This window comes from Kluyvera sp. CHPC 1.2972 (assembly GCF_036759925.1).
GTDB lineage: Bacteria > Pseudomonadota > Gammaproteobacteria > Enterobacterales > Enterobacteriaceae > Kluyvera.
In genome coordinates this window covers 202292-218299 of the sequence record NZ_JAPKIB010000005.1, presented here as the reverse complement: position 1 = coordinate 218299, position 16008 = coordinate 202292, and the positions used below count along the sequence as shown (strand labels likewise).

At 58.0% G+C, this 16008-nt stretch carries 15 protein-coding genes; 11 read left to right on the top strand and 4 right to left on the bottom strand.

Translation table 11 applies throughout. The features are described 5' to 3' along the window. The first annotated feature begins 9 nt into the window (after positions 1-9). The 5 genes from V6944_RS11200 (at position 10) to V6944_RS11180 (ending at position 6499) form a co-directional block, all read left to right on the top strand. The gene (locus V6944_RS11200) at positions 10-1704 is read left to right on the top strand and encodes an FAD-dependent oxidoreductase (RefSeq protein ID WP_333499003.1); all 1695 of its coding nucleotides are present in this window, start codon (positions 10-12) and stop codon (positions 1702-1704) included. A gap of 74 nt (positions 1705-1778) precedes the next feature. Next, entirely contained in the window at positions 1779-2582 is an 804-nt protein-coding gene (locus tag V6944_RS11195; protein WP_333499002.1) for a sugar phosphate isomerase/epimerase family protein, read from the top strand. A gap of 13 nt (positions 2583-2595) precedes the next feature. Further along, entirely contained in the window at positions 2596-3960 is a 1365-nt protein-coding gene (locus V6944_RS11190; protein ID WP_333499001.1) for an MFS transporter, read from the top strand. Continuing rightward, positions 3957-4976 carry a Gfo/Idh/MocA family protein gene (locus V6944_RS11185; RefSeq protein ID WP_333499000.1) on the top strand — a complete coding sequence of 340 codons (1020 nt, stop codon included), beginning with the start codon at positions 3957-3959 and terminating at the stop codon, positions 4974-4976. The genes V6944_RS11190 and V6944_RS11185 overlap by 4 nt, the downstream gene beginning before the upstream one ends. A gap of 158 nt (positions 4977-5134) precedes the next feature. After that, a complete protein-coding gene (locus V6944_RS11180; RefSeq protein WP_333498999.1) occupies positions 5135-6499 on the top strand; it encodes an MFS transporter in 1365 nt (454 codons plus the stop codon). A gap of 42 nt (positions 6500-6541) precedes the next feature. Here V6944_RS11180 and V6944_RS11175 read toward each other — a convergent pair whose 3' ends face one another. Further along, positions 6542-7033, bottom strand: coding sequence for a YajQ family cyclic di-GMP-binding protein (locus V6944_RS11175; RefSeq protein WP_333498998.1), 492 nt, complete (start codon positions 7031-7033; stop codon positions 6542-6544). Between the two features lie 159 nt (positions 7034-7192). On the opposite strand from V6944_RS11175, the gene panE reads away from it, so the two are divergent. Together panE and yajL are read left to right on the top strand one after the other, a co-directional pair. Beyond that, positions 7193-8104 (top strand): 2-dehydropantoate 2-reductase, encoded by a 912-nt coding sequence (gene panE / locus V6944_RS11170; protein WP_333498997.1) that lies wholly within the window; start codon positions 7193-7195, stop codon positions 8102-8104. Beyond that, positions 8067-8660: a protein deglycase YajL gene (gene yajL, locus V6944_RS11165; protein WP_333498996.1), complete on the top strand. Its 594-nt coding sequence runs from the start codon at positions 8067-8069 to the stop codon at positions 8658-8660. The genes panE and yajL overlap by 38 nt, the downstream gene beginning before the upstream one ends. Before the next feature lie 73 nt (positions 8661-8733). Here yajL and thiI read toward each other — a convergent pair whose 3' ends face one another. Beyond that, positions 8734-10182 carry a tRNA uracil 4-sulfurtransferase ThiI gene (gene thiI / locus V6944_RS11160; protein ID WP_185667164.1) on the bottom strand — a complete coding sequence of 483 codons (1449 nt, stop codon included), beginning with the start codon at positions 10180-10182 and terminating at the stop codon, positions 8734-8736. A gap of 200 nt (positions 10183-10382) precedes the next feature. On the opposite strand from thiI, the gene xseB reads away from it, so the two are divergent. From xseB to V6944_RS11140, 4 genes are all read left to right on the top strand, one after another. Then, positions 10383-10625 carry an exodeoxyribonuclease VII small subunit gene (gene xseB / locus V6944_RS11155; RefSeq protein ID WP_035894270.1) on the top strand — a complete coding sequence of 81 codons (243 nt, stop codon included), beginning with the start codon at positions 10383-10385 and terminating at the stop codon, positions 10623-10625. Beyond that, complete coding sequence (ispA, locus tag V6944_RS11150) at positions 10626-11525, top strand: (2E,6E)-farnesyl diphosphate synthase (RefSeq protein WP_220439708.1); 900 nt, start codon at positions 10626-10628, stop codon at positions 11523-11525. Between the two features lie 18 nt (positions 11526-11543). Further along, positions 11544-13406, top strand: a complete 1863-nt coding sequence (gene dxs, locus V6944_RS11145) for a 1-deoxy-D-xylulose-5-phosphate synthase (protein WP_333498995.1) — start codon at positions 11544-11546, stop codon at positions 13404-13406. 63 nt (positions 13407-13469) lie between these two features. Continuing rightward, complete coding sequence (locus V6944_RS11140; protein WP_333498994.1) at positions 13470-14444, top strand: aldo/keto reductase; 975 nt, start codon at positions 13470-13472, stop codon at positions 14442-14444. 89 nt (positions 14445-14533) lie between these two features. Here the strand turns inward: V6944_RS11140 and pgpA are convergent, their stop codons facing one another. Together pgpA and thiL are read right to left on the bottom strand one after the other, a co-directional pair. After that, positions 14534-15031, bottom strand: coding sequence for a phosphatidylglycerophosphatase A (pgpA, locus tag V6944_RS11135; RefSeq protein WP_333499054.1), 498 nt, complete (start codon positions 15029-15031; stop codon positions 14534-14536). Further along, positions 15018-15989: a thiamine-phosphate kinase gene (gene thiL / locus V6944_RS11130; protein ID WP_333498993.1), complete on the bottom strand. Its 972-nt coding sequence runs from the start codon at positions 15987-15989 to the stop codon at positions 15018-15020. Before thiL ends, pgpA begins: the two co-directional genes overlap by 14 nt. Positions 15990-16008: the final 19 nt, after the last annotated feature.

Genomic DNA, 16008 nt, shown 5'->3' with positions numbered 1-16008 from the left:
GGAGTCCCCATGAGCAGGCATGTAGAGGTAGATATGCTGGTGATTGGCTCCGGCGCCGCCGGGCTTTCTGCTGCCGTCACCGCCGCATTGCGCGGTGCGCGAGTGCTGGTTGCCGAAAAAGAGTCAACGATCGGCGGCACCAGCGCCTGGTCGGGCGGCTGGCTGTGGATCCCGCAAAACCCGCTAGCCCGTGAGGAAGGCATAATGGAAGACGATGCTGCCCCATTGAGCTATCTACAGTCCGAAATGGAAGGCTGCTCTGCCGATGCACGCCTGCGCACCTTTTTACGCTACGGCCCGGAAATGGTGGATTTTTTCCGGCAAAACACCGCCGTGCAGTTTCTGTCCGGTAGCAAAATGCCTGACTTTCATAACAACACGGGCTTTGTCACCGGCGGCCGCTCCGTCACCGCCCAACCGTACGACGCTCGCGGACTAGGCGACTGGCTTCACCGCCTGCGCCCGCCGCTGGAGACCATCAGCCTTGCCGGTATGGGCATTGCGGGCGGCGCGGATATGGCGCACTTCTTTAACGCGACGCGCTCACCGCGTTCGGCACTGTATGCCGCCCGCCGCCTGGCGCGTCACGGCTGGCAACGCCTGCGCCACGGACGCGGCCGTCATCTGGTCAACGGCAACGCGCTGGTCGCGCGTCTTCTGCGCTCGGCGCTCGACGCTAACGTCAGCTTTCAGCTCAACGCCCCGGTCACACGTTTATTACAGGATACCCAAGGCGTGACCGGTGCCATCCTCAGCGGCGATGATGGTGAGGTTCAGGTTACGGCCCGTGCGGTGGTACTGGCCTGCGGCGGTTTTCCGCATGATAAACAGCGGTTGGCCGAGCAGGTGCCGCACGCGGCGCAGGGCTACGGCCACTTCTCCGCCGCGCCACCGGGAAATCAGGGCGATGGCATTCGCCTTGGCGAAACCGTAGGCGGCCAGTTTGACCGCTCGCTTAAGCACCCGATGGCGTGGGCTCCGGTCTCCCGCGTCTCGCTCGCCAGTGGGCTACAGCTGGCGTTTCCGCACCTTGTTGAGCGAGCTAAACCGGGGTTTATCGCGGTACGCAGTAACGGCAAGCGTTTCGTCAACGAAGCCGACTCCTACCATGATTTTATCGCCACGCTGCTGGATGCCACGCCAGAAGGCGAAAAACCGGTGGCCTGGTTGATTGCCGATAGCCGCGCGCTGCACCGCTACGGCCTGGGTCACGCACGCCCCACCCCGTTCCCGGTAAAGGCCTGGCTGCGAACCGGCTATCTGCAAAGTGCCAATACGCTTGAGGCACTGGCGCAACAGTGCGGCATCGACGGTTCCGCGCTCAGCGATACCGTCGAACGCTTTAATGGCTTCGCCCGACAGGGGCGCGACGACGACTTCCAGCGCGGCGCATCGGCCTATAACTGTGCGCAGGGTGATGCTAGCCACCAGCCCAGCCCGACGCTGGGCGAGTTGAAACAGCCGCCTTACTATGCGGTACGTATCCTGCCCGGCTCGCTGGGATCATTCAGCGGCCTGAAAACCGACGAACAGGCGCGCGTTCTGGATGCCGAACAACACCCCATCCCCGGCTTATTTGCCGTGGGAAACGATATGTCTAGCGTGATGCAGGGGTTCTACCCCAGCGGCGGCATCACGCTGGGCCCCGCCATGACGTTTGGTTACCTGGTGGGGAAAAATCTGTCCGCAAATACAACCTCATAAAAAAAACACGCATTTAGCCAGGGAAAGGCGCCAAAAAAACAACAAACCTCACCTGCAACTGTACTGGAGTCTGTATGAATATGCGTTCTCTCTCCCTAGCGGCACTAACCGTGCTGGACGTTTCACCGCCGGAACAGGTGCGTATCGCCGCGCTCACCGGCTACAGCCACGTCGGCATTCGTCTGTTGCCCGCGACGCCTGACGACCCCGATTACGACATGCTTGGCGATACGCGCACCGTACGCGAAACGCTGGCCGCGATGCGCGATACCGGTATTCGCGTCTCCGACGTGGAGATTGTGCGCCTGACGCCGGATTTCAGCCTCGATGCGCTGCGTCCGTTCCTCGACACCGCTGCCCGATTGGAAGCCCAGCAGGTGCTGGTCGCCGGTAATGACGATAACCTTCCTCGCTGCGCGGAGAACCTGGCGACGTTGGCACAGGCGGGGGAAGCCTACGGCCTGACCATGAACCTGGAACCGATGCCGTGGACTCATCTGCCCACGCTTGCCAGCGCGCAACAGCTGATTGCCGCCAGCGGGCAGCGCAACGTCGGTATTCTGGTGGATGCCATTCACTTCTGGCGAGCAGGCGAGTCGCTGGAGGCACTGAGTGCGCTTGCACCAGAGCGGTTGAACTACATGCAGCTCTGCGACGCCCCAGCGCGAATTCCCACGGATACCCAGGAGTTGATTTATCAGGCCCGCAGCGCGCGTCGTGTCCCGGGTGAAGGTGAGCTGGATCTCCACGGTCTGCTTGCAGCGCTCCCGCCGACCATTCCCGTCTCGATAGAGGTGCCGCTGGCCGGCGCTCAGGGAGCACTTCCGGCACAACAACGCGCTCAGCTGCTGTTTAACGCTGCACAATCCTTCCTGTAAACAGGAGCTTGCCATGTCACAGACACAACGCCTGGATGTCAGAGAATTAATTAACACCAACCCGCTCAGCCGCTACCAGAAGCTGGTCATTTTTCTCGGTTTTTGCGTCATTGCGCTGGACGGTTTTGATATCGCCATCATGGGCTTTATCGCCCCAACGCTAAAGCAGGAATGGGGCGTCAGTAACCATGAACTCGGCTTTGTTATTAGCACGGCGCTGATTGGCCTTGCGCTCGGCGCGCTCTTCTCCGGCCCGCTTGCCGACTGGCTGGGACGCAAGAAAATCATCATCAACAGCGTCTTCTTCTTCGGTTTCTGGACCATCGCGACGGCGTTCTCCCAGAACATCGAACAGATGATCTTTTTCCGTTTCATGACCGGCCTCGGGCTAGGCGCCGCCATGCCAAATATGAGCACGCTGGTTTCGGAGTACGCGCCGGAGCGCCAGCGCTCGTTTATCATCACCGTTATCTTCTGCGGTTTTACCTTTGGTGCGGCCATCGGCGGATTTGCCGCCTCGTGGCTTATTCCACAGTTTGGCTGGCATTCACTGATGGCGCTGGGCGGTGTGCTGCCGCTGCTATTCGCACCGTTTCTTATCTGGAAGCTGCCGGAATCGGCGCGCTTTCTGGTGATTAAACAAGCCCCCGCCGCACGAATACACGCCATCCTTCAGCGCTTTTTCCCCGGCCAGGTCAGCGAAAATGTCAGCTTTATTCTGCCCCAGCAGCCGATTAAGAGCAGCGCCATGCGCATTGTGCTGTCACGTGAATATCTGTTCGGCTCGCTAATGCTGTGGCTGGTCTACTTTATGGGGCTGTTTCTGGTCTATATCCTCGGCAGTTGGCTACCGACGCTGGTGAAAGAGATAGGGCTGACCGTCAGCCAGGCGGCGATAATGACCGCGATTTACCAGGCTGGCGGCACCGTCGGCTCCCTGTTCGCGGGCTGGTTGATGGACCGTATCGATCCGCACCGGGCGTTGGGGGTTATCTTCGCCGTGGGTGGCCTGTTCACCATGGCGATTGGTTACGCGGGGGTGAACTTCCCGTTGCTGTGCCTGCTGGCGTTTGTCAGCGGCGCCTGCCTTAACGGCGCGAATACCGGAATGAACGCCCTTTCCGCCCGCTTCTACCCCACCCAGGCACGTGCGACCGGTTCCAGCTGGATGCACGGCGTCGGGCGAATCGGCGCCATTCTCAGCGCATTTGCTGGTGCGGAAATGCTGGCGCTGGGGCTCGATTTTAAATCGGTGTTCCTGATCCTCGGCATTCCCGCAGCGCTGACCGTCATCGGTCTGGCCGCCAAAGGCTACTGGGCGGCAAGCCCGACTAACGCGAAGCCAACCGTCACAACCACCCTGAGGAGCCCATCATGAATCGCATCCGTCTTGCCATCATCGGTGCAGGCGCTATCGGCCGCAAGCATATTGAGGTCATTCAGCAGACGCCAGAGGCGGAGCTGGTCGCGCTGGCCGATCCGTCACCGCAGGCTCAGGCGCTGGCGACATCGCTGGGCATCGCGTGGTATGCCGATATCAACGACATGCTGGATCAGGTCAATCCGCAAGGAGTGATTAACGCCACGCCAAACACCCTGCACGTGCCGTGCGCTATTGCCTGCATCGAGCGCGGTATTCCGGTGCTGGTAGAAAAACCGGTCGCCGAATCGCCAGAACGCGCGCAAGCGCTGGTCGACGCCGCGGCGCAGCATGGCGTTCCCGTTTTGGTGGGCCACCACCGGCGGCACAACGCGCTGACGGTGGCGGCAAAGTCGCTTATCGACAGCGGTGAGCTGGGCAACATTGTGGCGGTCTCGGCGCACTGGATCCTGCAAAAGCCCGATGACTACTTCAACGTTGCCTGGCGTCGTGAACCAGGTGCCGGGCCGCTACTGGTGAATCTGGTGCACGATATCGATCTGCTACGCTATCTTCTGGGGGAAATTGAGGAAGTGCAGGCAATGACCAGCAACGCCGGGCGCGGCTTCGCCAACGAAGATAGCGCGGTAGTGAATCTGCGCTTTGCCTGCGGAGCGCTCGGCAGCGCGGTGCTCAGCGACTGCGGCGTCAGCCCGTGGAGCTGGGAGATGAATTCGGCGGAGAATACGGTTTACGCCCATACCCCAGAAAACTGCTATCTGATTTCCGGCAGCAAAGGGGCGCTGGCCATTCCGCAAATGCGCTGGTGGCGCTACGGTGAACAAAGCGGCTGGCATGCGCCGCTGTTGCAGGAAACGCTCGCCGTCGAGCCTATCGATCCCTTTATCCTGCAATTGCGCCATTTCCTGCAGGTGATCGCCGGTGAGGCCGAGCCAATCATTGATGCGGCAGATGCTTTGCGTTCACTGAAAGTGATCGACGCCATTCGCCAGATATCGCAGAAAGCCGCCTGACCAGGCTTTGAACCCGACGGCCTTCGGGCCGCCGGGTTATTGTTTATGTCTCTATTCCGCACAAATGATTCAATAATGTAATATTTGTTAATTAAGCGTCTGTTTACCCTGCCCTCTCCCCGCACTACACTACTCCCAGCTTTTATATAGAGGTGGGAATGAACGATTACAAAATGACGCCGGGTGAGTTACGCGCCACCTGGGGTTTAGGGACCGTATTTTCTTTGCGTATGCTCGGCATGTTTATGGTCCTTCCGGTTCTGACCACATACGGCATGGCATTACAGGGCGCAAGCGAAGCGCTGATTGGCCTGGCCATCGGTATTTACGGGCTAGCGCAGGCCGTTTTTCAAATTCCCTTTGGACTTATCTCCGATCGCATTGGCCGCAAACCGCTGATTGTCGGCGGGCTGGCCATTTTCGTTCTCGGCAGCGTGATTGCGGCAATGTCGGATTCTATCTGGGGCATTATCCTCGGCCGCGCCCTGCAGGGCTCTGGCGCGATTGCCGCCGCGGTCATGGCGCTGCTTTCCGACCTGACCCGTGAACAAAACCGCACCAAGGCGATGGCGTTTATCGGCGTCAGCTTTGGCGTCACCTTTGCGATTGCGATGGTGCTGGGCCCGATTATCACCCACAAGCTCGGCCTGCACGCGCTATTCTGGATGATTGCCGGGCTGGCAACGTTGGGCATCTTGCTGACCCTTTGGGTGGTGCCGGACAGCAAAAACCACGTGCTTAACCGCGAATCAGGGATGGTCAAAGGCTGCTTTAGCAAAGTGCTGATGGAGCCGAAGCTGCTGAAGCTAAACTTCGGCATCATGTGTCTGCACATCCTGCTGATGTCGACCTTCGTGGCGCTGCCTGGTCAACTGGAGCCCGCAGGCTTCCCGGCCGCTGAACACTGGAAAATCTATCTGGTGACCATGGTCGTCTCGTTTGTCGCGGTCGTGCCTTTTATCATCTACGCCGAAGTGAAGCGGCGCATGAAGCGCGTGTTCGTGCTGTGTATCGCCCTGCTGCTGATTGCCGAAATCGTGCTGTGGGGATCCGGTACCTACTTCTGGGAACTGGTCGCTGGCGTACAGATTTTCTTCCTTGCGTTTAACCTGATGGAAGCGCTGCTGCCTTCGCTTATCAGCAAAGAGGCTCCGGCGGGCTACAAAGGTACGGCAATGGGGATTTACTCCACCAGCCAGTTCCTCGGCGTCGCTATCGGCGGCTCGCTAGGAGGCTGGATTGACGGCCTGTTCGACTCACAAACGGTATTCCTCGCCGGCGCGCTGCTGGCAACGGTCTGGCTACTGGTTTCGATGACGATGCAGGAGCCGCCGTACGTTAGCAGCCTGCGCGTGCAGATCCCGGATGATGTCGATGCGGACGACGCGCTGCGCGAGCGCCTGCTGGCGACCGAGGGCGTTAAAGAGGTATTGGTGGTGGCTCAGGAACACTCTGCCTACATCAAAATTGACAGCAAAGTGACAAACCGCTTTGAGGTAGAGCAGGCGATAGCTGCCAGGTAAGACGAAACTGCCCGCAGCAGCGTGCGGGCAGTACTTTCACGGTTAGTCGCGGAAGTTTTTAAACTGGAACGGCTGACCGAGGTCGCCGCCGCGCACCAGCGCCATCGCGGCCTGCAGATCGTCGCGAGATTTCCCGGTTACACGAATCTCTTCGCCCTGAATCTGCGCCTGCACCTTCAGCTTGTTGTCTTTGATAAGCTTAATGATTTTCTTCTGAATCGCGCTTTCAATGCCCTGTTTCAGCTTCGCTTCCACAAACCAGGTTTTGCCGCTGTGGACGAACTCTTCCGGTACATCAAGAGATGTGCCTTCAATGCCGCGCTTGAGCAGCTTGGCACGCAGGATATCCAGCAGCTGGTTCACCTGGAAATCGGACTCGCTCAGCACCTTAATGGTCTTATTCGCTTCGTTAAGCTCAATTTTCGCTTCTACGCCGCGAAAATCGAAGCGAGATTCAACCTCACGGGCTGCGTTATCCACGCCGTTACGCGCTTCCTGAAGATCGACTTCAGAGACAATATCGAAAGATGGCATCTTTTCCCCTCCCTTAGTTTCTTTTGCGTTGCATAATACCTGCAACACGGCATAACTCAACTTGTTATCCCCGGAAGCTTAGTTGATAACGCTATACTCATTCGAGTGCTCGCGTGAAGTATGACATACCAGCAGCATCTGGTGTGGTAAGGAGGATGTTTGAAAATTACCGTTTTGGGATGTGGTGCGCTTGGCCAGCTCTGGATGACCGCGCTCCATAAAAAAGGATTTGAAGTACAAGGATGGCTACGCGTACCTCAGCCCTACTGTAGCGTCAACGTGATGGAATTGGACGGTAGCGTATTCAACCACTCATTTATCGCCAATGACCCTGACTTCCTGGCGCAGAGCGATCTGCTGCTGGTGACCCTCAAAGCCTGGCAGGTGTCAGACGCGGTCAGAAGCCTGGCGGCGACGCTTCCGGCAACAACGCCCATTTTGCTGATTCATAACGGTATGGGGACGCTGCAGGAGCTTAACGGCCTACATCAACCGATTCTGCTTGGGGCAACCACGCAGGCCGCCCGCCGCGACGGCAATATCATTATTCATGTCGCCAACGGCACCACCCACATCGGCCCGGCCAAATGCTACGATGACGACTACAGCCAGCTGGCGGAAATCCTCCAGGAGGTGTTGCCGGACGTTGCCTGGCACGACAATATTCACTCCGCCATGTGGCGTAAGCTCGCCGTAAACTGCGTGATTAATCCGATGACGGCGCTGATGAACTGCTCTAACGGTGAACTTCGTCATCATCAGGAGCAGGTGGCGCGTATTTGCGATGAAGTGGCAATGACCATGACGCGGGAAGGGTTTCATACCTCTCCGGAAAGTCTGTTATTTTATGTTAACCAGGTGATCGATCTGACGGCGGAGAACATTTCCTCCATGCTGCAGGACATCCGCGCGCTTCGGCATACGGAAATCGACTATATCACCGGTTTCCTGCTCAAGCGCGCACGGGCGCACGGCATTCCGGTGCCGGAAAATACTCGCCTGTATGAACAGGTTAAACGTAAGGAGAGTGAATATGAGCGCGTCGGCACTGATTTGCCTCGCTCCTGGTAGTGAAGAGATGGAAGCCGTCACCACTATCGATCTGTTAGTGCGTGGCGGCATCAGCGTCACCACCGCCAGCGTCGCCAGTGATGGCAACCTGACCATTACCTGCTCCCGCGGCGTTAAACTGCTGGCCGATGCCCCGCTGGTTGAAGTGGCAGACGGTGATTTCGATATCATCATCCTGCCGGGCGGCATTAAAGGCGCGGAGTGCTTCCGCGATAGCCCTCTGCTGGTCGAGACGGTGAGACAGTTTCACAACTCCGGGCGTATTGTCGCCGCTATCTGCGCAGCCGCCGCCACCGTGCTGGTGCCCCATGAGCTCTTCCCTATCGGCAATATGACCGGTTTCCCGGCGCTGAAAGACCAAATCCCTGAAGGTCAGTGGCAGGATAAGCGTGTGGTCTGGGACCCGCGCGTCAACCTGCTAACCAGCCAGGGGCCGGGCACATCGATTGATTTCGGGCTGAAGATTATCGACCTGCTGGTCGGGCGTGAAAAAGCGTATGAGATTGCGTCGCAGCTGGTGATGGCGGCGGGGATTTATAACTTTTACGAAGAGTAGGTGCAAAACCCGGCGTCGCTCTGCTCAGCCGGGCTACCTGATATAAAAAAACCGGCCAGGCCGGTTTTTTTAGTTATGGGCGGTATACCTTAACATTGGTGAAGCCCTGCTCACGCAGATAAAGCGCCTGCAGGCGGCTCATCACGCCGCGCTCGCACCACAGCAGGTAGGTTTTACTCTGGTCGAGGTCACCGAACTGGGTGCTCAGCTTGTAGAACGGCAGAGAAGCAATTTCCACGCCTTCCAGCTTCAGTGGTTTATCGTCCTGCTCATCAATGGAGCGGATATCCAGAATCACGTCGTTGTCGCTAAAGCCGCTGACGGTTTCAACTTCCACCACGTCTTGCTGGGTCTGCTGCGCGATTTCGCGGATATCGACGTTATTCGCTTCGGCAACCACTTTATCCAGAATCGCAAAATCGAAGTTTGCTTCTTCCGCTTCGATTTTCGCCTTCACCGCTTTGATAGTCGGGCTCTTCGAGATCACGCCGCAGTATTCCGGCATGGTGCGGGCAAAGTCTTCAGTGCCAATTTCACGCGCCAGATTTATGATGTGCTCTTTATCGTGAGAAATCAGTGGACGCAGGATCAGGGTGTCAGAGACGTTATCAATCAGACGCAGGTTGGTCAGCGTCTGGCTGGACACCTGACCCAGCGCTTCACCGGTCACCAGCGCCTGTACGCCGTAGCGCTCAGCCACTTGCGATGCCGCACGGACCATCATGCGCTTCAGCACGACGCCCATCTGGCCGTCTTCCACTTTCTCAAGAATTTCGCCAACCACCGGCTCGAAGTTGATCGCCACGAAACGCACGCGGTGTGAGCTACCGAAACGGTTCCACAGATAATGCGCGACCTGACGAACGCCGATTTCATGAGCCGCGCCGCCGAGGTTGAAGAAGCAGTAGTGCACGCGACAGCCGCGACGCATCAGCATATAGCTGGACACGCCGGAGTCGAAGCCGCCGGAGATCAGCGACAGCACGTCTTCCTGAGTACCAATCGGGAAGCCGCCAATGCCTTCGTAGCGCCCTTTCACCAGCAGCAGACGGTCGTTCTCGATTTCGAGGTTAACGGTCACGTCTGGGTTAGTCAGCTTCACGCGTGCCGTTTCAATGTGCTGATTCAGGCCGCCGCCAACATACCGCTCCACTTCAATTGACGTGAATTCGTGCTTACCACGACGCTTAACGCGCACGCAGAACGATTTACCTTCCAGCGCTTCACGCCACAGCGGCAGCGTCTGCTCAAAAATATTGTGCAGCGAGGTAAACGGAACGTCTTCGACTTCCAGAATATGGTGGATACCCGGAATACGGGTCAGCGCGTCGCGAAGCACCAGACGTTTGTCTTCATCTTTAGAACGCACTTCGATGTGGTCCCAATGGCGAACGACGGCAAGCGTTTCATCGTAGTTTTTAAGAACGTTACGAATATTCCCGGTTAAAATTTTAATAAAGCGCAAACGCACAGTTTGGCTTTTGATGGTGATTTCCGGGAACAATTTAATGATAAACTTCATGGCGGCAATGGTTCGTTGGCAAGCCCGACGGGGCTTTAGGCAAAAAGATGTATCGCAGCGTACCGTTTCATAGCGAGGGCACCTGCGTCCAGGACGCGGAGTATACCATCATCCCGCTTACCATTGCGTGTTATTTGCTTCACACCCAGACTCCGTTACCATAGACGCAGTCGCGACATAACAAGAGCCAAACATTCACTATGCCAAAGAAAAACGAAGCCCCGGCCAGTTTCGAGACCGCTTTAACCGAGCTGGAGCAAATTGTTAACCGTCTGGAAAGCGGCTCCCTTCCTCTGGAAGAGGCGCTGAACGAATTCGAACGTGGTGTGCAGCTGGCACGTCAGGGGCAGACCAAGCTGCAACAGGCGGAACAACGCGTGCAGATCCTGCTGGCCGATAACGAAGATTCCCCACTAGAGCCTTTCACGCCGGACGCTGAATAAATGGATTTTTCGCAACAGCTGAATGCCTGCGTTGAGCAGGCAAACGACGCGCTGCGCCGTTTTATTGCACCACTGCCGTTTCAGAACACTCCTCTGGTTGATGCCATGCAGTATGGCGCACTATTAGGCGGTAAACGTCTGCGTCCGTTCCTGGTGTACGCCACCGGGCAGATGTTCGGCGTTAGCCTCGCGACGCTGGATGCACCCGCAGCGGCGGTTGAGTGCATTCACGCCTATTCGCTGATGCATGACGATCTCCCGGCGATGGACGATGACGACCTGCGTCGCGGTCAGCCGACCTGCCATATTAAATTTGGTGAGGCGAGCGCCATTCTGGCCGGGGATGCGCTACAAACGCTGGCGTTTTCTATACTGAGTGATGCGCCGATGCACGAGGTCTCCGATCGCGATCGTCTGGCAATGCTCTCCGAGCTGGCAACCGCCAGCGGCGTGGCGGGTATGTGCGGCGGTCAAGCGCTGGATCTGGAAGCCGAGGGGCAACAGGTTAATCTTGAAATGCTGGAGCGCATCCACCGCCATAAGACCGGTGCGCTAATCCGCGCCGCCGTGCGTCTGGGCGCACTCAGCGCGGGTGAACAGGGCCGCAAGGCGCTGCCGCTACTGGATAAGTATGCCGAAAGCATCGGCCTCGCGTTCCAGGTTCAGGATGACATTCTGGATGTGGTGGGCGATACTGCGACCCTCGGAAAACGCCAGGGTGCCGACCAGCAGCTCGGCAAGAGCACCTATCCTGCACTACTGGGCCTTGAGCAAGCCCGGACTAAAGCCAGTGACCTTATTGCCGATGCCCGTCAGTCTCTTACCGAACTGGCCGCGCAATCACTGGATACCACAGCACTGGAAGCGCTAGCGAACTACATCATCCTGCGCGACAAATAAACCATAAATGAGTCTCAGATGAGTTTTGATATTGCCAAATACCCGACCCTGGCGCTGGTCGATTCCACTCAGGAATTACGTCTGCTGCCAAAAGAGAGCCTGCCGAAGCTGTGTGACGAGCTGCGCCGTTACCTGCTCGACAGCGTGAGCCGTTCCAGCGGACACTTCGCCTCCGGGCTTGGCACGGTGGAGCTCACCGTGGCGCTGCACTACGTCTACAATACGCCGTTCGACCAGCTTATCTGGGACGTCGGCCATCAGGCCTATCCGCACAAAATTCTGACCGGCCGTCGCGACAAAATTGATACCATTCGCCAGAAAGGTGGCCTGCACCCATTCCCGTGGCGCGGCGAGAGCGAGTACGACGTGCTGAGCGTCGGTCACTCCTCCACCTCGATTTCCGCCGGTATTGGTATTGCGGTTGCGGCGGGCAAAGAAAACAAACAGCGTCGCACCGTCTGCGTGATTGGCGATGGCGCGATTACCGCCGGTATGGCGTTTGAAGCGATGAACCACGCGGGCGATATCAAGCCCGATATGCTGGTGGTGCTGAACGACAACGAAATGTCTATCTCTGAGAACGTCGGCGCGCTGAACAACCATCTGGCGCAGCTGCTTTCCGGCAAGCTCTACTCTTCCCTGCGTGAAGGCGGCAAGAAAGTCTTCTCCGGCGTACCGCCGATTAAAGAGCTGCTGAAGCGTACCGAAGAACATATCAAAGGCATGGTGGTGCCGGGCACGCTGTTTGAAGAGCTGGGTTTCAACTACATCGGGCCGGTTGACGGTCACGACGTACTGGGGCTGGTGAATACGCTCAAGAACATGCGCGACCTGAAAGGCCCGCAGTTCCTGCATATCATGACCAAAAAAGGCCGTGGCTATGAGCCGGCCGAAAAAGATCCTATTACCTTCCACGCGGTGCCGAAGTTTGATCACACCAGCGGTAAGCTGCCAAAAAGCAGCGGTGGCCTGCCGTCGTACTCGAAAATTTTCGGTGACTGGCTGTGCGAAACCGCGGCGAAAGACAGCAAGCTGATGGCGGTGACGCCAGCGATGCGCGAAGGCTCCGGCATGGTGGCGTTCTCGAAAAAATACCCTGACCAGTATTTCGACGTGGCAATTGCCGAACAGCACGCGGTGACTTTCGCCGCGGGCCTGGCGATTGGCGGCTACAAACCGATCGTGGCTATCTACTCTACCTTCCTGCAGCGCGCCTACGATCAGGTGATCCACGATGTGGCTATCCAGAAGCTGCCGGTACTGTTCGCTATCGATCGCGCGGGCATCGTCGGCGCCGACGGGCAGACGCACCAGGGGGCATTCGATATCTCCTATCTGCGCTGCATTCCGGATTTCGTCATCATGACGCCAAGCGATGAAAACGAATGCCGCCAGATGCTCTATACCGGCTATCACTACAGCAGCGGGCCAAGCGCGGTACGCTACCCGCGCGGCTGCGGTACCGGCGCGGAACTTCAGCCGCTGGAAAAACTGCCGCTCGGCAAAGGGGTGGTGAAACGCGAAGGCGAGAAGCTGGCGATCCTCAACTTCGGTACCCTGCTGGCCGAGGCGGAAATCGTTGCCGAGAAACTCAACGCGACGCTGGTGGATATGCGCTTTGTCAAACCGCTGGATGAAAGCCTGATCCTCGAAATGGCCGCGCGCCACGACTCGCTGGTGACGCTGGAAGAGAACGCCATCATCGGCGGTGCGGGCAGCGGCGTGAACGACGTGCTGATGGCGCATCGTAAACCAGTGCCGGTGCTCAATATTGGCCTGCCTGACTTCTTCGTCCCGCAGGGTACGCAGGAAGAGGCCCGAGCCGACCTCGGCCTGGATGCCGCCGGTATCGAAGCGAAGATCACGGGCTGGCTAGCATAATCCTCCCCATCGCTCCTGCTATGCTTAAAGGTAAACCGCTTACCCGCTAGCAGGAGCTGATTCATGCAATACGATACGTTAGGACACACCGGCCTTCGGGTCTCTCGTCTTTGCCTTGGTTGTATGACCTTCGGCGAACCGGATCGGGGTAAACACGCCTGGACACTTCCGGAAGACAGCAGTCGCCCCATCATCCAGCGCGCCATCGAAGGCGGCATCAACTTTTTCGACACCGCTAATAGCTATTCTGACGGCAGCAGCGAAGAGATCGTCGGCCGTGCGCTACGTGATTTCGCTCGCCGTGATGAAGTGGTGGTCGCCACCAAGGTTTACCATCAGGTGGGGGATCTGGAAGAGGGTCTGTCCCGCGCGCAAATTCTCCGATCCATCGACGACAGCTTAAAGCGCCTCGGGATGGACTACGTCGATTTGCTGCAAATTCACCGCTGGGACTACCGCACGCCCATTGAGGAGACGCTGGAAGCGCTGGATGAGGTAGTGAAGTCCGGCAAGGCACGATTTATTGGCGCATCGTCAATGCACGCTCGTCAGTTTGCCCACGCGCTGGCGCTGCAAAAAACCAACGGCTGGACACCGTTCGTCACCATGCAGGATCACTACAATCTGATCTACCGGGAAGAGGAGCGCGATATGCTGCCGCTCTGCACTCAGGAAGGGATAGCGGTGATTCCGTGGAGTCCGCTGGCGCGTGGTCGCCTGACGCGCCCGTGGGGCGAGACGACGGCAAGGCTGGTTTCCGACGAGTTCGGGCAAACGCTGTATAGCTCAACCGAAGAGAACGATGAGCAGATTGCCGGGGAACTGGAGCGGGTCGCGCAGGAAGTTGAAGCCAGCCGGGCGCAGACGGCGTTGGCATGGCTGCTGAGTAAACCGGGCGTTGCGGCACCGATTATTGGGGCGTCGCGCGAGGATCAGTTGGATGAGCTGTTGAACGCGGTGGATATTACGCTGACGCCGGAACAGATTGCGTCAATGGAAGCGCCGTATCAGCCGCATCCGGTGGTTGGGTTCAAATAATCTGTAGCCCGGGCGAGGCGGTCACGCCGACCCCGGGGCAGCTCCGTACCCTCCCCGGCGTCGCTCTGCTCGGCCGGGCTACAGAAACATCACAAAATGTAATGCCCCACCACAAACAGTATCCCCGCCGAAATCACCCCGGCGATAACATCGTCGACCATAATCCCCATTCCACCGTGGACGTTTCGGTCGAACCAGCGAATAGGCCAGGGTTTCCACATATCAAAAATACGGAACACCACAAACCCCGCCAATACCCACTGCCAGTTGATGACCGGAATCGCCATCAGCGTGATCCACATGCCGATAAACTCATCCCAGACGATGCTACCGTGGTCATGCGTGCCCATATCACGCGCCGTGCGGCGGCAGATATAAACACCGATACAAATACCGAACATCACCACCAGCGAATAGAGCTGCAACGGCAGAAACGTCAGCACGTACCAGAAGGGAATGGCGGCAATCGATCCAGCCGTGCCCGGCATTACCGGGCTCAGGCCGCTGCCAAACCCCGTTGCCAGCAAGTGCCAGGGGTTGCGTAAATTAAGACGGCTTTTTGCGTCATCATGCTTAGCCAAAATGATCGTATCCCTTCCAGTCAAGCTGCACCGCTTTCCCTTCCTGGGTGAAATGCAGTCCTTCTACATCAGCGCTGATTTGCCCGATGCAGGTAAACGGTGTGCCCAGTTGACCCAGCGCCACTTCCAGCGCGCCACGGTTCAGTTCCGGAACGGTAAAACAGAGCTCATAGTCTTCACCACCGGAAAGCGCCCAGCGACACGCCTGCTCCGGCGGTACATGGCGACGCAGCGCATCCGAGTACGGCAGCAGATCGAGGTCAATGCGAGCACCTACACCGCTGGCGTTAAGAATATGCCCCAGATCGGAAATCAGACCGTCGGAGAGATCGATAGCCGAGCTTGCCAGGTCGCGCAGCGCTTGTCCCTGCAGAATACGCGGCGTCGGACGAAGATGACGCTGACGCAGATAGGCTGCATCTTCAGGGTTATCAATCGTCAGCTGATTCAGAATCAACGCCAGACCCGCCGCGCTGTCACCGGGCGTGCCGGTCACGTAGATCCAATCACCCGGTTTTGCACCAGAACGTTTTAGCGCGCGGCCCGCCGGCACGTAGCCGTGAATACCCAGCGTCATCGACAGCGGCCCTTTGGTCGTGTCGCCGCCAATTAACTGCATATCGTAATAGCTTAACAGCTCAAACAGGCTGTCACTGAACGCCGCCAGCCAGGCTTCATCCACCGCCGGTAGCGTCAACGCAAGCGTCAGCCAGGCCGGGTCTGCACCCATTGCCGCTAAATCGCTAAGGTTTACCGCCAGTGCTTTGTGGGCCAGGTCAGCCGGGTCGATATCAGGAAGGAAATGGTTGCCCACCACCAGCGTGTCGGTGCTGATAGCCAGGGTCTGTTTTTCGGGAATATTGAGTAACGCGCAGTCGTCGCCGATTCCGGTTTCTACATCAAGACGGGCGTTTCGTACTCGGTCAAAATAACGGGCAATCAGGGAGAATTCGCCGCATGCCATACGTTATGCCTCAGCAGAA